This window comes from Klebsiella sp. CN_Kp088 (genome assembly GCF_040064335.1).
Taxonomy (GTDB): Bacteria; Pseudomonadota; Gammaproteobacteria; order Enterobacterales; family Enterobacteriaceae; genus Klebsiella; species Klebsiella aerogenes.
On sequence record NZ_JBEAIQ010000026.1, the window covers coordinates 90,249 to 106,017 of the forward strand.

Annotated in this window: 12 protein-coding genes; 1 reads left to right on the forward strand and 11 read right to left on the reverse strand. The window is 59.2% G+C overall.

The annotated features are described in order from the left end of the window. Positions 1-114 precede the first annotated feature (114 nt). Both pbpC and ABLV08_RS16550 read right to left on the reverse strand, forming a co-directional pair. Positions 115-2,439, reverse strand: coding sequence for a peptidoglycan glycosyltransferase PbpC (pbpC, locus tag ABLV08_RS16545; RefSeq protein ID WP_348856044.1), 2,325 nt, complete (start codon positions 2,437-2,439; stop codon positions 115-117). Further along, complete coding sequence (locus ABLV08_RS16550) at positions 2,440-7,383, reverse strand: alpha-2-macroglobulin (RefSeq protein WP_348856045.1); 4,944 nt, start codon at positions 7,381-7,383, stop codon at positions 2,440-2,442. It lies immediately after the preceding gene. A gap of 204 nt (positions 7,384-7,587) precedes the next feature. Between ABLV08_RS16550 and sseA the strand changes: the two genes are divergently transcribed. Then, entirely contained in the window at positions 7,588-8,436 is an 849-nt protein-coding gene (sseA, locus tag ABLV08_RS16555; RefSeq protein ID WP_015370319.1) for a 3-mercaptopyruvate sulfurtransferase, read from the forward strand. 43 nt (positions 8,437-8,479) lie between these two features. Here the strand turns inward: sseA and sseB are convergent, their stop codons facing one another. The 9 genes from sseB to iscS form a co-directional block, all read right to left on the reverse strand. Beyond that, positions 8,480-9,256 carry an enhanced serine sensitivity protein SseB gene (gene sseB / locus ABLV08_RS16560; protein WP_015370318.1) on the reverse strand — a complete coding sequence of 259 codons (777 nt, stop codon included), beginning with the start codon at positions 9,254-9,256 and terminating at the stop codon, positions 8,480-8,482. An 84-nt stretch (positions 9,257-9,340) separates the two neighbouring features. Beyond that, the gene (pepB, locus tag ABLV08_RS16565; RefSeq protein WP_015370317.1) at positions 9,341-10,627 is read right to left on the reverse strand and encodes an aminopeptidase PepB; all 1,287 of its coding nucleotides are present in this window, start codon (positions 10,625-10,627) and stop codon (positions 9,341-9,343) included. A gap of 71 nt (positions 10,628-10,698) precedes the next feature. Beyond that, complete coding sequence (iscX, locus tag ABLV08_RS16570; RefSeq protein WP_002913954.1) at positions 10,699-10,899, reverse strand: Fe-S cluster assembly protein IscX; 201 nt, start codon at positions 10,897-10,899, stop codon at positions 10,699-10,701. A 1-nt stretch (position 10,900) separates the two neighbouring features. Next, positions 10,901-11,236, reverse strand: coding sequence for an ISC system 2Fe-2S type ferredoxin (fdx, locus tag ABLV08_RS16575; protein WP_012540871.1), 336 nt, complete (start codon positions 11,234-11,236; stop codon positions 10,901-10,903). Position 11,237: 1 nt separating this feature from the next. Next, positions 11,238-13,088 carry a Fe-S protein assembly chaperone HscA gene (gene hscA, locus ABLV08_RS16580; RefSeq protein WP_163282055.1) on the reverse strand — a complete coding sequence of 617 codons (1,851 nt, stop codon included), beginning with the start codon at positions 13,086-13,088 and terminating at the stop codon, positions 11,238-11,240. A 15-nt stretch (positions 13,089-13,103) separates the two neighbouring features. After that, complete coding sequence (hscB, locus tag ABLV08_RS16585) at positions 13,104-13,619, reverse strand: co-chaperone HscB (protein ID WP_012540869.1); 516 nt, start codon at positions 13,617-13,619, stop codon at positions 13,104-13,106. A 74-nt stretch (positions 13,620-13,693) separates the two neighbouring features. After that, complete coding sequence (gene iscA, locus ABLV08_RS16590; protein WP_012540868.1) at positions 13,694-14,017, reverse strand: iron-sulfur cluster assembly protein IscA; 324 nt, start codon at positions 14,015-14,017, stop codon at positions 13,694-13,696. A gap of 19 nt (positions 14,018-14,036) precedes the next feature. Further along, positions 14,037-14,423 carry a Fe-S cluster assembly scaffold IscU gene (gene iscU / locus ABLV08_RS16595; protein WP_004866383.1) on the reverse strand — a complete coding sequence of 129 codons (387 nt, stop codon included), beginning with the start codon at positions 14,421-14,423 and terminating at the stop codon, positions 14,037-14,039. 26 nt (positions 14,424-14,449) lie between these two features. Continuing rightward, positions 14,450-15,664: a cysteine desulfurase gene (gene iscS, locus ABLV08_RS16600; RefSeq protein ID WP_015703173.1), complete on the reverse strand. Its 1,215-nt coding sequence runs from the start codon at positions 15,662-15,664 to the stop codon at positions 14,450-14,452. Between the last annotated feature and the right edge of the window lie 105 nt (positions 15,665-15,769).

Consider the following 15,769-nt stretch of genomic DNA (forward strand, 5'->3'; position numbering starts at 1 on the left):
GCCTGGCGCGCATTATAATGAGCAACGTCGGCGATGCCTACGGATGAAGGTAACATTTTGTTAAAATAAGATGAGTATTAGCAACACAAACCACCAACAACAGATTTACCCTGTTTATTGTAGGGTGAAATTGGCGGCCGCCGTTTGCCCTGCCTCATCCATTACCACCAGTTGCCACTCGCCGGGCTTATCAAGCGTAATTGTCGTTCTTGCGCCTGTTGCCTCTAATGGTTCACCGTTAATAAACCACCAGCGTCGCCCTTCCCCACCGTTCGTTTGCACGGGTAACATCACCCGCGCCTCGCCCGGCAGTCGTTTTATCACTGCGCCTTCGCGGATGCCGGAAAGCACCAGCGGCGCGGCATCCTGAGTCTGCAGCGGCGGACACGCCTTCGATGCCGTACCCAGCCGCGCCCGGCGGCGCTCGCTAACCGGCAGCCAGGGTTCCAGCGGCAGCGGCCAGACATCAACAGAAGTTTCTGTCGCGCCCGGACAATCCGCGGCGACCCTTTCTCCTGCTGCGTTACGCCCGACCGGGAAGCGGATACCGCGCACGCCCTCCTGACCCGGTAGCAGCAGCGTCGGCGGCTGGCTGGCGTCCAGAAGCCAGCTGGCTAAGCGCCGGCGGCAGTTGCTATCGCCAACCGGCAGATCCTGCCCGCCGGGCCAGCAGACAGTGCCGCGACTCACAGACTGCGGACGCGGGTCGACCGGCAGCCCGCCGCGGCTCATTAACGGACGCGCCAGCAGCATATTATTGACCTGGTTTAACAGCGGCACGGCGCTGGCAAAACCAAACTGCCCCACCACCGGTGTACCGTCTGGCCGTCCGGTCCAGATGCCAATCAAATAACGCGCGTTGAGGCCTACCGCCCACGCATCGCGATAACCGTAGCTGGTACCGGTTTTCCACGCCAGCGGCACCGCCTGCGGCAGCGACGCATCGGGTAATGGCTGGGCTTCGCCTGCCAATATCCGCCGGGTGATCCACGCCGCGCCTGGCGACATTAGCGCCCTTTCCACCAGCGGGTCGTCGGGTTTCATGCGCAGCCGCGCCGCTTTGCCATGACGGGCGAAAGCGCTGTACGCCGCGACAATATCTTCCAGCCTCGCTCCGGCGCCGCCGAGGATCAGCGACAGATTCGGTTCGGCGCCGGCGGGTAGCATCAGAGGGAGCCCGGCATTGCGTAAATTAGCCGCAAAGCGTTTTGGTCCATAGGCTTCGAGCACCTGCACCGCCGGGAGATTCAACGAACGCACCAGAGCCTCGCTGGCGCTCACCGGGCCATGAAACCCGCTGTCGAAATTACCTGGGCGATAATCGCTAAAGCGCCGTGGCACATCCTGTAATAGCGATGCAGGGTGAATCAGCCCGTCATCCATCGCCATCGCGTAGATAAAGGGTTTCAGCACCGACCCCGGCGAGCGCACTGCCGAGACCATATCAATGTGGCCGAAGCGGCTATCGTCGCGGATATCCGCCGATCCCACCCAGCCGCGGACTTTCATATCAGTGTGATCGACGACGACAATCGCCAGTGAGCTGCGCGGCGGTAGACGTGATTTCCAGTTCATCGCCAAATCTTCAAGCTGCCGCTGGAGCCCGGCATCGAGCGTTGTCGTCACCTTTTCATCACCGCTTGTCGCCAGCACCCGGCGCGCAAACAGCGGCGCCAGCTGCGGCATCTGCCGCGGGAAAAGCCACACCGGCTCTTCTATCGCTTCCTGTACCGCTCGCTGCGGCCAGATGCCCTGGCTGAGCATTCTCTCCAGCACCTTATCGCGAGCCGCCTGCGCCCGCTGCGGCCAGCGGTCCGGGCGTAAACGGCTCGGCGCCTGCGGCAGCACGGCCAGTAGCGCCGCCTCGCCGTAGCTAAGCTGAGCGGGCGGTTTACCAAGATAAGCCCAGCTGGCCGCGCCGATCCCCTGCAGGGTGCCGCCAAACGGCGCGCGGTTCAGATACAGGGTAAGAATTTCGCTTTTTGACAGATGCCACTCCAGCTGCAGCGCCCGCCATAGCTGGCGTAGCTTGCCACCGAAGGTGCGCGGATGAGGGTCGAGCAGACGCGCGACCTGCATGGTGAGCGTGCTGCCGCCAGAAATCACCCGCCCGGAAGTGAGATCCTGCCAGGCGGCACGCAGCACCGCGAAGGGATTGACCCCCGGATGTTTCCAGAACCAGCGGTCTTCATACTGAATGAGCGCCTGCAGATAGCGCGGCGAAACGTCGGCGATGGTGACCGGATAACGCCAGACGCCCTGCGCATCGGCAAAGCGCCAGAGCGGCGTGCCGTCTTCCGCTACCACCACGCGGGCGGGGGTGACTTCATGCAGCGGCAGCGGCCACAGACGATCGGCCAGCAGCACCGCAAACCACAGCAGAAAAATAAACGCCGCCAGCCAGCGCCAGCGGCGTTTTATGCGAGGTAATGCGCGCATTTACGGCGTAACGGTAAGCGGGCCGCTGGCCGTTCCGGTCGCCCGCCACTGCGGTACATACATCGACTCCACCTGCGGTTGCGGAACCTGATAGGTGCCCGGCGTCACCGCCCGCGCCAGATAGACCAGCGTCACCGGCTGACCTTCATTGATGGCGACGGCGGCGACAAAGCGGTCATCGCGGAACTCGATATGCTGAATATCCGCCTGCTGCATCTGGTTAAGCAGGTTTTGTACCGCTTCGCCATTCTCCTGCAGGCTGGCGCTGCTATTAGCCAGGTTCTGGTTTTCCAGCTCAAGTCCCGCCGGCAGCAGATCGACCACCAGCGCGTCAGGAACGTTACGTTTGGCGGTCACCTCCAGCTTGACCAGCACCAGTTCGCCGCTGCGCAGCGAAGTCAGCGATTTCTGCTGACCGTGGGTATCGAAAATAGCACGTTCAATCCCCAACACGTTGCCGCCCGGCGGTGGCGCGCTTTGCGGATAACCGCTGCTATCGAGGCGCAGCCACAGCGGCTGATTGCCGGTATTCGTCACCTGCAGCGCCGCCAGCCGATCGCCGTCGAGATTGCGGGTTTGCGCTTTGTCGCTGGCAAGCGGCTCCGCCTGCAGCGAGGTTTGCGCCTGCCAGTTGCCCGGCAGGTCGGCAAGCATACGCCCGGCAAGGAACAGCGCGTTGGTTTCCTGCGTCGACAGCCAGCGCTGACCGAAGGCCTCTTCCGACAAGCTGCTCAACAGCTGGTTTTGTACCTCCGGCAGCAGCTTATTCTCTTCCAGCAGCGCCAGCTTCAGCGCATCATCGCGAAGTTGGCTGCCGTAATCGCCCAGCCAGCGATTCTCATCCTGGCGCGGCGTGGTAACCGCCAGCTTCATGGCCTCTGCGCCGCGCGGCGCATCCCCCATGGTTTTCAGCGCAATACCGAGTTGCAGCAGCGGCAATCCAGAACGCGCCTCTTCGTGACGGCTCCAGATTTCACGCAAGGCGCCGAGCGGCGCTTTTTGCTGGCGCGCCAGCACCAGCGCGGCATATGCCTGAGCGGCAAAACGGCTGGCCTGGGCATCGTCGCTGTAGCGCACGGTCATCAAACCCGGTTCCTGTAGATAGCGCAGCAGGCGCTCGTTGCCCTTATTAATCGCGTTGACCGGCACGCTATAGCCCTGCTCACCCGCGCGGACGAGAAAGTCCATGGCGTAGGCGGTCAACCAGTACTCTTCCGGGCCGGCTTTATCCCATAGCACAAAGCCGCCATTTTCCAGCTGCATCTGCAGCAGGCGCGAGATACCAACATCGACCGCCGCGCGGCGTTTCTCATCGCTATCGCCGCTGATCCCCAGCGCTTTTAGCTGCGCCGCGCTGGTGTACAGAGAAGGGAACAGGCCGCTGGCAGTCTGCTCAAGGCAGCCATAAGGATAGGCTTTCAGCTCGCGAATATAGCGGGCGAGATTCAACGGCGGTTTACCGCTGAGCAGCAGTTGGCCCTGCAGCGTTTGCGGGGCGAACCCCTGACTCTGCGCCGCCGGCGCCTGCCAGCTTTCGCCAGGTTGTAGCACCGCGCCGCTATTGACGGTCTGTGCCGGGAATGCCGGACGCACGCCGATTTTCCACTGCTTTTGCAGCGGCGTGAAGGTTTCGCCCGGCAGGTTCAGGCCGCTGATGGTGGCATTGACCTGACCATCGCCGAACCCCGCTAACGCGGTCACCGGTATAAACAGCGTGCTGCGCGCGCCCGGTGCCAACTGTACCGGCGGCAGTTGGCCATCGGTCAACGTGACCAACCCGCTGGCGGTAAGATGTACCTGCAGGGTTTGCGGTTTGTCGGTCAGATTACTGAGATCCAGCGCCAGACGCGTGGCGTCGCCGCTGGCAAGGAAGCGCGGGGTATTCAGTTCCGCGATAACCGGGGCGGCTACCACCACTTTATCTTCGCTGCTGCCGAAGTCGTCTGCCGTCCACGCCTGCGCCATCACCCGCAGCTCGCCGTTAAAATCGCCGATGGGTAATGTCACCGAGCCTTCACCCCGATCGTCCAACACTACCGGCTGCGCCTGCTGAGCGACGATCGTCACGTGATTAACCGGCGGTTTGCCGCCGCGTTTTAACTCGTCGCCATCGCCGCCGAAGCGCAGGTTGGCTAAACGCCCCTGCCCTTCGATTACCTGGCCGTAGATGTCATAAATATCCGCGCCGTAACGTTTCTGGCCAAAGAAGGCGTTCCATGGATCCGGCGTAGCGTAATCGGTAATATTCAGCACCCCGCTATCCACCGCCGAGAGCAGAACGTTAACCTGTTTCGGCACCTCGCCCTCTTTCACGCTGGCCTTCACTTTCACCGTCAGCGGCTGGTTCGGGCGCATTTTCTCCGGCGCTTCCAGCGCCAGAGACAGACGGCGGTTTTCATCGCCCAGCGGCAGATGCAGCAGGCCGACCGCGCGTTTCGGCGTCGCCGAGCGTGATTTATCGCCGGGGCGAACCACCAACGTGCTGAGGTAGAGATCGTGGCGATTCCAGGCTTTATCGACCGGAATAGACAGATCCATACCCTCCGCCGGGACGTCAATTTCCTGCCACCACAGCGGCCCTTCGCTGGATTCGACCATCGCGTAGCCTTTTCCCGCCGCCGGGGCGGCAATATGCAGCTTGATGGTGTCGCCCGGTTTATAGCCAGGTTTGTCGAGCTTCATCGTTACGCGATCAGGACGCGCCGCGCCGGTGCCTTCGCTGTTATCCTGCCAGCTATAGCCCGCCCAGAAGCGCACGCTGCTGACAACGTCATCCGGCCCTTTCACCTCCAGACGATACGAGCCCCACTCTACCGGGAAACTCACTTTACCTATCTGCCCGGCCTGCAAATCCAGCGACTCCTCGCCCTCCTGCAGATCTTTTTGATCGAACTGCGACTGCCAGCCTTCGCTATCGGACCAGTTCCAGTAGTAGTCGCGCCGCTCGCGGATCAGCCGCACCTGCAGACCGGAGACCGCTTTTTTCTCGCCTTTGGCATCGGCATAGACGATGTCAAACGCGGCGTTACTGTTTTCATCAACCACCGGCTGTTTCACCGTGGTATCGGTGCGGTAGTCGTAAACGTCCTTCAGCGTAAATTGCGGACGGATCCCCGGCAGAGCCTCGGCAGGCCAGATCGGCTGCTGTACGGTACGGGTCACCGGACGGCCGCCGGATTCCAGCAGGCTAGCCTGCAACACGACCTGCAGCGGCGAATGGCTATCCTGCCACTGGCTCGCGGTGGTCACTTCGCCATGGCCTTTTTCATCCAGCGTCAGTTGGACTTCATCGAGGCTACGGGAGAGGTTTTCTTCCGCGATATCGCCGAACTGGAAGCCCGGCAGCGCGGCGACGGCATCGCGTAGCGGACGCAGGAACAGTTTGCCCTGCAGCTGATTGCCGCTGGCCGGCGCGCCGTAGAGATAAGCGCCGCTGACGCTAAAGGCGACGTCGGCATCCGGGGCGATAGGTGCGGCCTGCGGCGTCAGATTCAGCGCCATGCGTTCGGGCATAAAGTCTTCGACGTGGAAATCCCACTCGCGGGGTTGATTATCGCCGGTGCTGGCGCGAATACGCCACATGCCGGTGGCCGCGCCGCTGTCGAGCGGATAAGTAAACTGATACAGGCCATTGACCGGTTTGCTCATCACTGAGCGAATCACCTGGCCATCCGGCTGCACCACTTCCAGCTTCACCGGCTGCTCCGCCAGCGGTTTACCATCGCCGTCGCGCAACAGCGCGTTAAGAATAACCGTTTCCCCCGGGCGATAGAGATCGCGCGGGCCAAACATAAAGAACTGTTTACTGAAGCCAGGGGCGCCAGCGATGGAGAATTCCGCCAGATCCAGCGCCGGCAGTTTAAGGTCAAGCAGCGTCGTCTGCCCGTCTTTACGCGCCAGCAGCAGCGCCGCTTCTTTATCGGTTTGCAGAGTAACATGGCCCTGGCTATCGCTTTTCGCCTGCGCCAGCGTCTGCCCTTTGGCGTTTAGCAGTTGTACTTCAATATCCGACTGCGCGGCGCCATTTTCGAGGCTCTGGGTGAAGACATCGAGCCGGTTGTGGTAGCGATGCGCCGAGACGCCGATATCGCTGAGGGTGAACAGCGTTGCCGCATTACTGTAGCTGTAATGACCGGCCGGATTCATCACCGCCACATAGACGCCCGGCTGCTGAAGCGGCTTGATGTCGTTAAGCGGCAGCAGCAGCTTTTCACGGGTATTACGCGCCGGGTTGAGATCGAAGCGCCCGCTGTAAACCAGATCGGCCATCTTCAACAGTTCGTCAGATTCCCAATTGCTTAACGAGTTACGGTATTCCCACTGACTGACGAAGGCCGAGAGTGATTCCGGCTTGATACGGAAAAAATTAACATCGACATTGTCGACGTTCAGCGCCATCACTGGCAGCCCGGCGACCACTTTCCCCGGCAGCAGCGAACCGCGGCTGGCGAAACCGACGCTCGGCGCGATATCGCGAGTAGCGATGGTTTTTTCAAAAGGGCTGCCGAGGGTGGCGTCATTGAGGGCAATGAGCGTTGGGTCAACGGTGACGATCAATTCACGCTTTGGCTCGAGGTGGCGCAGACGCAGCTCTTTGAGATTCGGCGCCAGCTCCCACGCGCCGTCAACCTTGCCGCTTTTCTTATCGACCAGATGCACGCTGTGGGAGAAATCCTGATCCGGTTTGAGCGGAATGGAGAAGGTCAGCACCAGCGTCGCTGCGCCATCTAGCTGCACTTCAGAAGCGTCGAGCAACGTCAAAGCCTTGCCCTGGCTTTTTTCTTTTAACGTCGCCAGCTGCGCGCTATCCGGCTTTTTCGCGCTATCGGCGGCGCCTTTATCGGCCGCCGATACGGCCTGTGGTTCACCGCTGTTATCGCAGCCGCTTAATGAGATCGCGGTAAGGAGCGCTAACGATAGCGCCGCTAAACGAAATGGTTTCATCCTTCTAACCCCTCGGCCCAGAGCCTGATGCAATCAATAACGTTCTATTATGCGTCATCGCGGCGATTCTCAACAGCTACCAGCATAGAAACCACCGATGAATCGGGAAACTACGTGACCACCTCCCCACTCCCGCGACCTTAACTTGTCAGCCCTTTATAAAACGCCGACAATTCATTGATCGATAATAAAACGGAGGCACTCATGTCCACCTCATTCTTTGTTGCGGCCGACTGGCTGGCGGAACATATTGATGACCCGCAGATTCAAATTCTTGATGCGCGGATGGCGCCGGCGGGTCAGGAAGCGCTGCGCGATATGGCGGCGGAATACCGCGACGGGCATATCCCCGGCGCGGTTTTTTTTGATATCGAAGCGCTGTCTGACCACACCAGCCCGCTGCCGCATATGATGCCGCGTGCGGAAACCTTCGCCGTGGCGATGCGCGAGCTTGGCGTCAACAGCGATAAGCACCTGGTGGTTTATGATGAAGGCAATCTGTTCTCAGCGCCGCGCGCCTGGTGGATGCTACGTACCTTCGGCGTCGAAAAAGTGTCAATTGTCGCCGGCGGCCTCGAAGGCTGGCGCCGTGATGAATTGCCGCTGGAGAAAGGCGAACCCGACCTGCCGGAAGGCGAATTTGAGGTGAACTTCGATCCGGAGGTGATCAAACGCTTAACCGATGTGCTGCTGGTCAGCCACGAAGGATCGGCGCAGATCGTTGATGCCCGTCCGGCGGCGCGTTTTAACGGGCTGGCGGATGAGCCGCGTCCAGGCTTACGCCGCGGGCATATCCCCGGCGCGCTTAACGTCCCGTGGACCGAGCTGGTGATTAATGGCGAACTGAAAACCGTTGATGAGATGAACGATATCTTTAAGCGTCAGGGCGTTGATTTTGCCCGACCGATTATCGCCAGTTGCGGTTCCGGGGTAACGGCGGCAGTGGTGGTTCTGGCGTTGACCACCCTCGGCGTCAACGGCGTGTGCCTGTACGATGGCTCGTGGAGCGAATGGGGCGCGAGAACGGATTTGCCGATCGAGCCGGCGCAGTAAAGGTAAAATATCCGGGTAGTGGCTGCGCCCTACCCGGCAGGCTTTAAATAATCCGGTTCTGTTTGAAATCGCGCAGGAAGCTGCCCCAACGCTTCTCATAGAACGGCGTAATATGGGCAATCATAAAGTGGCTGATGCCCTTCTCGCCTTCTACCACCTGGCAAATATCGATAGGTTCATCTCCTGGCAAGGTATCGGTGGCCACGCTGCCGGTGGTTTGGATAATGGATTCAATATCTCCTTCCGCTTCAATCCCGATCAACAAGTTGGCCGGCGCATCGGCGCTCTCTTTAATCGAGCACAGAAACGCCCGCTTGACGGTCTTCAGCGTTTTGAACAGCGTGGTCAACGAATCCACCATCTGCGCCGGCGGTTCGGCGACTTCAGACAGCAGCAGCGCTTCGCCGCCTTCCAGTACCGTCTGGGTACTGAGCGGGCTGCCCTCTTCACCCAGCAGATGGCTGATTTCCCGCGGGGTGAATTCTTTGCCGCTCGGCAGCTTCGGGTTGAGGAACAGCGATTCGCCCAGCGTCATCGCCATCAGCGTGCGGGCGGGCATCATCACGAAAGCCTGTTCGTCTTCTACCGCCTGCTGCAGCGCCTCCAGCGAGGTAAAGAACGGAATAACCGACGTGCCGTCTTCTTTTTCCCAATGCTGTAGATCGAGGGCGCTATCTTCGACAATCTGCTCGCCGTCAGCCGCGCTGCCCGGCACCCACACGGTGGCCTCAAGCAGCGCGGTGAAAAATGCCGGACGATGGGCAGGCTCGGTCGCCGCCTTCTCCAGCAGAGTTTCTAATTCATTTTTAGTATCAGACATAGATTCGCTACTTCAAAAATCGCCCGTCCGCGCGGGCTTACGGTTTTCCTGGCCGGGTAAGCGTAGCGCCACCCGGCAAGGCCATTACTCAGCCGTCAGCAGATTAGCGATAGTGCGCACGCCAAGGCCAGTCGCACCCGCCGACCACTGTTCAACCGCAGCTTTACGGTAAGTCGCAGAGCAGTCGATATGCAGCCAGCCCTGGTGGTAGTTTTCCACGAAGTGGGACAGGAATCCCGCCGCGGTGCTGGCGCCGGCCGGATACGCCGCGCTACCGGTGTTGTTCAGTTCAGCGAAGTTAGACGGCAGCTGGTTGCGGTGGAATTCGGCCAGCGGCAGACGCCAGAAGGCTTCATTTTCCGCCTGCGCGCTCGCCAACAGACGATTCGCCAGCGCGTCGTCAAAGCTAAACAGCGCGTGGTAGTCGTTACCCAACGCCGTTTTCGCCGCACCGGTCAGGGTGGCGGCATCGATGATCAGCTGCGGCTTCTGCGCCGAGGCGTCGATCAGGCCATCCGCCAGCACCAGGCGACCTTCGGCGTCGGTGTTCATGATTTCAACGGTTTTACCGTTGCGGTAATGAATGATATCGCCAAGCTTGAAAGCGTTGCCGCTAATCAGGTTATCCGCGCAGCACAGGAACAGCTTCACACGTTTGTTCAGACCGCGGGTAATGGCGAAAGCCAGCGCGCCCGTCACGGTGGCCGCACCGCCCATGTCGGATTTCATCGAATCCATAAAGGCGCTTTGCTTGATGCTGTAGCCGCCGGAGTCGAAGGTGATGCCTTTGCCGACCAGACAGGCGTATACCGGCGCGTCTTTATCGCCGGTCGGGTTGTAGTCCAGCGCCAGCAGGACCGGCGGGCGCTCGGAGCCGCGGCCAACGGTATGCAGGCCAAGATAGTTCTGCTCGCGCAGATCTTCGCCTTTGGTGATGCGATAGCTGACCTTTTCGCCCGCCACGCCGCACAGCAGATCGACGGCGCGCTGCGCCAGCTGTTCTGGCCCCAGCTCTTCTGCCGGCGCGTTGATGGTGTCGCGAACCCAATCGATGATCGTCAGGCGGTTATCCAGCTCGCTGCGCTGCGCGTCGTCCAGGGTTGGCCATTCGACCTGGCGCTGACCTTTCGGCCCTTTATAGCCGGCCCAAAAAGCCCAGGCGCGATCGGTGTTCCAGCCTTCGCCGCTCAGGGCGACGTGCTTGATCCCCATGCCGTCAATTTTGCGCGCCGCGCGCTGGATTAACCCCAGGTCGTCTTTACCGTTGAGATGTAAGGCGATACCGTCGTTATTGATACTCCAGGTCGCTTTTTCTCCCCAGCGCGCATCGGCAGGCAGAGTAGAAAGCGTAATCTTCATGGCTTCGGTCATTATCTTTATCCTTATTAGCAAACGGGCCACCCTATGGCAGCCCGTTAAAATTTTTCCGCTTGAGGCGAAAATTATTCGGCTTCGTCTAACCAGACTAGCAGAATCGCCTCCAGAATTTTTTCATTGGATGCGTTTGGGTCGTCATCGAACTCTTCCAGGTCGCAAATCCACTGATGCATATCGGTGAAGCGAACGGTTTTCGGGTCGAGATCCGGGTAAGCGTCATACAAGGCTTCGCCGATTTCGCGGCTGTCGGTCCATTTCAGTGCCATATTAGTGCTCGCGTGCGTGGTTGATGGTGTAACGCGGGATCTCAACGACCAGATCTTCGTCGGTGACGCGCGCCTGGCAGCTCAGACGGCTGTCAGGTTCCAGCCCCCAGGCTTTATCCAGCATGTCGTCTTCATCTTCGCTACTTTCCGCCAGCGAGTCAAAACCTTCACGCACGATGCAGTGGCAGGTGGTGCAGGCACAGGATTTCTCACAGGCGTGTTCAATCTCGATACCGCTACGCAGCGCCGCATCCAGAATGGTTTCACCGCTCTCAGCTTCCACAACTACGCCATCCGGGCACAGGTCCTGGTGGGGCAGAAAAACAATTTTTGGCATTTTAAACCTCGTCCACGGATTGGCCTTTCAGCGCAGCGCGGACCGACTGGTCCATGCGGCGTGCGGCGAATTCCTGGGTTTGTGTGTCGATATTTTTAATGGCTTCTTTAATCGCGTCAGCATCTTCGCCTGCCGCGGCGGTGCGAACCTGCTCCGCGGCGGCATCGATAACCTGACGCTCTGCGGCGCTTAACAGCGCGGCGTCGGCGGCCAGCGCGCTTTCCAGGCTCTCCAGTACGCGAGCGGCTTCGACTTTCTGTTCAGCCAGCATACGCGCCTGAATATCCTGTTCGGCGTAGCTCATCGAATCTTTAATCATGTTGGCGATTTCGCCGTCGGTCAGGCCGTAAGACGGTTTCACCTGGATTGAGGCTTCCACGCCGGTCGATTTCTCCATCGCCGTGACGCTCAGCAGACCGTCGGCATCAACCTGGAAGGTCACGCGAATATGCGCCCCGCCCGCCGGCAGCGCCGGGATACCGCGCAGCGCAAAACGCGCCAGCGAACGGCAATCCTGCACCAGCTCACGCTCGCCCTGCATCACGTGAATAGACATCGCCGTTTGGCCATCTTTGAAAGTGGTAAACTCCTGCGCCCGGGCCACCGGAATGGTGGTATTACGCGGGATCACTTTCTCTACCAGGCCGCCCATGGTTTCCAGCCCAAGCGACAGCGGGATAACATCAAGCAGCAGCAGTTCGCTGTCCGGTTTGTTGCCGACCAGAATATCCGCCTGAATCGCCGCGCCAATGGCGACGACTTTGTCCGGGTCGATAGAGGTCAGCGGGGTACGGCCAAAGAATTCGCCAACGCGCTCACGCACCAACGGCACGCGGGTGGAGCCCCCAACCATCACCACTTCCAGCACTTCTTGCGCTTCAACGCCGGCGTCTTTCAGCGCGCGACGGCAGGCCATCAGAGTACGTTTTACCAGTGGGGCAATCAGATCGTTAAACTGGCTACGGCTGATATCGCCCTGCCAGCCGCCGACCTCAACGTGCGCCACGTCGGCATCGCTCAAGGCGATTTTCGCCGCAATGGCGGCATCCAGCAGCTCACGCTGCAGGCGGTTATCGCTACGGTCGCGGAGACCCGCCTGCTCGCGCAGATAGTCGGCCAGCAGATGGTCGAAATCATCGCCGCCGAGAGCGGAATCGCCGCCGGTCGCCAGCACTTCAAACACCCCGCGGCTTAAGCGCAGAATGGAGATATCAAAGGTACCGCCGCCGAGATCGTAAACCGCAATCACCCCTTCCTGGCCGGAATCGAGGCCGTAGGCGATAGCCGCCGCGGTCGGCTCATTGAGCAGACGCAGCACGTGCAGGCCCGCCAGACGCGCCGCGTCTTTGGTTCCCTGACGCTGAGCATCATCGAAATAGGCCGGAACGGTAATGACCACGCCGTCGAGATCGCCCGCCAACGCTTCGGTCGCCCGGGCAGCCAGCGCTTTAAGGATATCGGCGGAGACCCGCACCGGGTTCAGCAAGCCGCCGGCGGTCTGGAGCATCGGCAGTCCATTTTCGCTGGCCTGCAGCTGATACGGCAGATGCGGATAGCGGGTTTGAATATCGGCGAGGGAACGCCCCATCATTCGCTTCACCGAGCTGATGGTGTTCACCGGATCCTGAGCGGCATTCAGCCGGGCTTCATAGCCGACGCTCAGCCCCGAGGCGTGGTAGTTCACGACCGACGGCAGCAGGTAGCGGCCTTGATGATCGGGCAGAGTTTCGGCCTGGCCGCTACGCACGGTAGCAACCAGAGAATTGGTGGTGCCAAGGTCGATACCTGCCGCCAATCGACGCTGATGCGGCGCGGCGCTCAGACCAGGCTCACTAATTTGTAATAGGGCCATAATTGCTTCCGAAAATTAAAAATCGAGCAGTTTTTCTTCGAGTTCTTCAGCACTGCTGCGCAGTTTATCGAGAAAACGGAGCTTGCGTACAGTATCAGCCGCCGCATCCCAGGTCTCGTTTTGCAATTGTTCAACCATCAGTTGATGGCGGGTATCAAACAGCGCTTTTACCCGTTTGATAAAAGCTTCCAGCCGCGCTTCGTCTTTCGCCTGGCCGATTTCATCGAGCTCTTCGCGCAGTTCCAGCTGCTCCATCAGGAACGCGGTGTCGCGGACGGTGTGCTGCTCGCTGGCGAGGTCAAAGCCGTGCAGCGAAAGGAGATATTCCGCACGGGTCAGCGGATGACGCAGAGTCTGCCAGGCCTGGTTAATGGTGGCGGAGTGCTGAACCGCAGCCAGCTGTTCCGCAGCGGGCGCGCTGGCGAATTTATCCGGATGGTACTGGCGCTGCAGATCCTGATACCGGACAGCCAGTTGTTCGAGCGAGAGGGTATAGCTGGCTGGTAACCCGAAGAGGGTGAAATAGTCCATAGTAACCTCAGGGTCATGCATCTAAACGAAAACCCCACGCGCGGCGTGACCGCGGTGGGGTTGGGGATTACCGATTATACGTTAAAGCTTTCGCCGCAACCGCACTCATCTTTCACGTTCGGGTTAGTAAATTTGAACCCTTCGTTAAGGCCTTCTTTGACGAAGTCCAGTTGAGTGCCGTCGAGGAATTGCAGGCTCTTACCGTCGATCACGACTTTCACGCCTTTGTCTTCAAACACGGTGTCTTCTGCCGCCGGCTCGTCAACAAATTCCAGTACATAAGCCATACCTGAACAACCGGAGGTTCTTACCCCCAGACGCAGGCCAAAGCCTTTACCGCGGTTCGCCAGGAAGGAATTGACTCGCGCTGCTGCACTGTCGCTTAAGGTAATCGACATAACAAACCTCAACTCTTAATTATTTTGCTTCACGTTTGCTTTTGTAATCCGCAATCGCGGCTTTAATCGCGTCTTCCGCCAGGATAGAGCAGTGAATTTTCACCGGCGGCAGTTCCAGTTCATCGGCGATATCGGTGTTCTTGATAGCCTGCGCTTCGTCCAGAGATTTACCTTTCACCCACTCGGTGACCAGGGAGCTGGAAGCGATAGCGGAACCGCAGCCATAGGTCTTGAAGCGCGCGTCTTCAATGATACCTTCATTGTTGACTTTAATCTGCAACTTCATGACGTCGCCGCACGCCGGCGCGCCAACCATACCGCTACCGACGCTGTCGTCGCTGTTGTCGAAGGAACCGACGTTGCGCGGGTTTTCGTAATGATCGATGACTTTTTCGCTGTATGCCATGTTGAATTCTCCTTATCGGTGCCGAATTAGTGATGTGACCATTCAATGCTGTTTAGATCCACGCCCTGTTTGAACATTTCCCACAGTGGAGAAAGGTCGCGCAGACGGCCGATGGAGTTACGAACCAGCTTGATGGTGTAGTCAATCTCTTCTTCGGTAGTGAAACGACCTAAAGAGAAACGAATAGAACTGTGCGCCAGTTCATCAGTCATGCCTAACGCGCGCAGCACGTAGGATGGCTCAAGGCTCGCGGAAGTACAGGCTGAACCGGAGGAAACCGCCAGGTCTTTCAGCGCCATAATCAGCGACTCGCCTTCAACATAGTTGAAGCTGACGTTAAGAATGTTCGGCGCGCCCTGCTCAAGGTCGCCATTCAGATAGACTTCTTCCATATCTTTCACGCCGTTCCACAGACGGTCACGCAGGCCGCGCAGGCGCGCCATTTCGCTTTCCATCTCTTCTTTGGCGATACGGTAAGCTTCGCCCATACCGACGATCTGGTGGACAGGCAGGGTGCCAGAACGCATGCCGCGCTCGTGACCGCCGCCGTGCATCTGCGCTTCGATGCGGATACGCGGCTTACGGCGTACGTACAGCGCGCCGATACCTTTCGGGCCATAAATTTTGTGACCGGAGAAGGACATCAGGTCAACTTTCAGCTGGCTCAGATCGATAGGCAGTTTGCCCACGCTCTGGGTGGCGTCAACGTGGTAAATGATACCGCGGGCACGGCACATTTCGCCGATGGTAGCGATATCCTGCACCACGCCGATTTCGTTATTCACGTGCATGATGGAAACCAGGATGGTGTCATCACGCATCGCCGCTTCCAGCTCTTTCAGATCGATAATACCGTTGCTCTGCGGAGCAAGGTAGGTCACTTCAAAACCTTCGCGCTCGAGCTGACGGCAGGTATCCAGCACCGCTTTATGCTCGGTTTTGCTGGTGATGATGTGCTTGCCTTTTTTCTGATAAAAGTTGGCTGCACCTTTAATCGCCAGGTTATCGGATTCCGTTGCGCCAGAGGTAAAGACGATTTCGCGCGGATCGGCGCCGACCAGTTCGGCAATCTGATTACGGGCGATATCTACCGCCTCTTCAGCCTGCCAACCGAAACGGTGAGAACGTGAGGCCGGGTTACCAAAGGTCCCGTCCAGGGTCAGGAACTGCATCATTTTCTCGGCAACACGCGGGTCCACCGGCGTTGTTGCGGAGTAATCGAGGTAAATCGGTAATTTCATTGCTCTTAAACTCCGTACATCACTCAATGCAAGGAACCAGGCAACCGGCTTGATGTACGACCGAGTACACGAGATGCTTCAACATCCCGGCCTGATTCTGAAAAT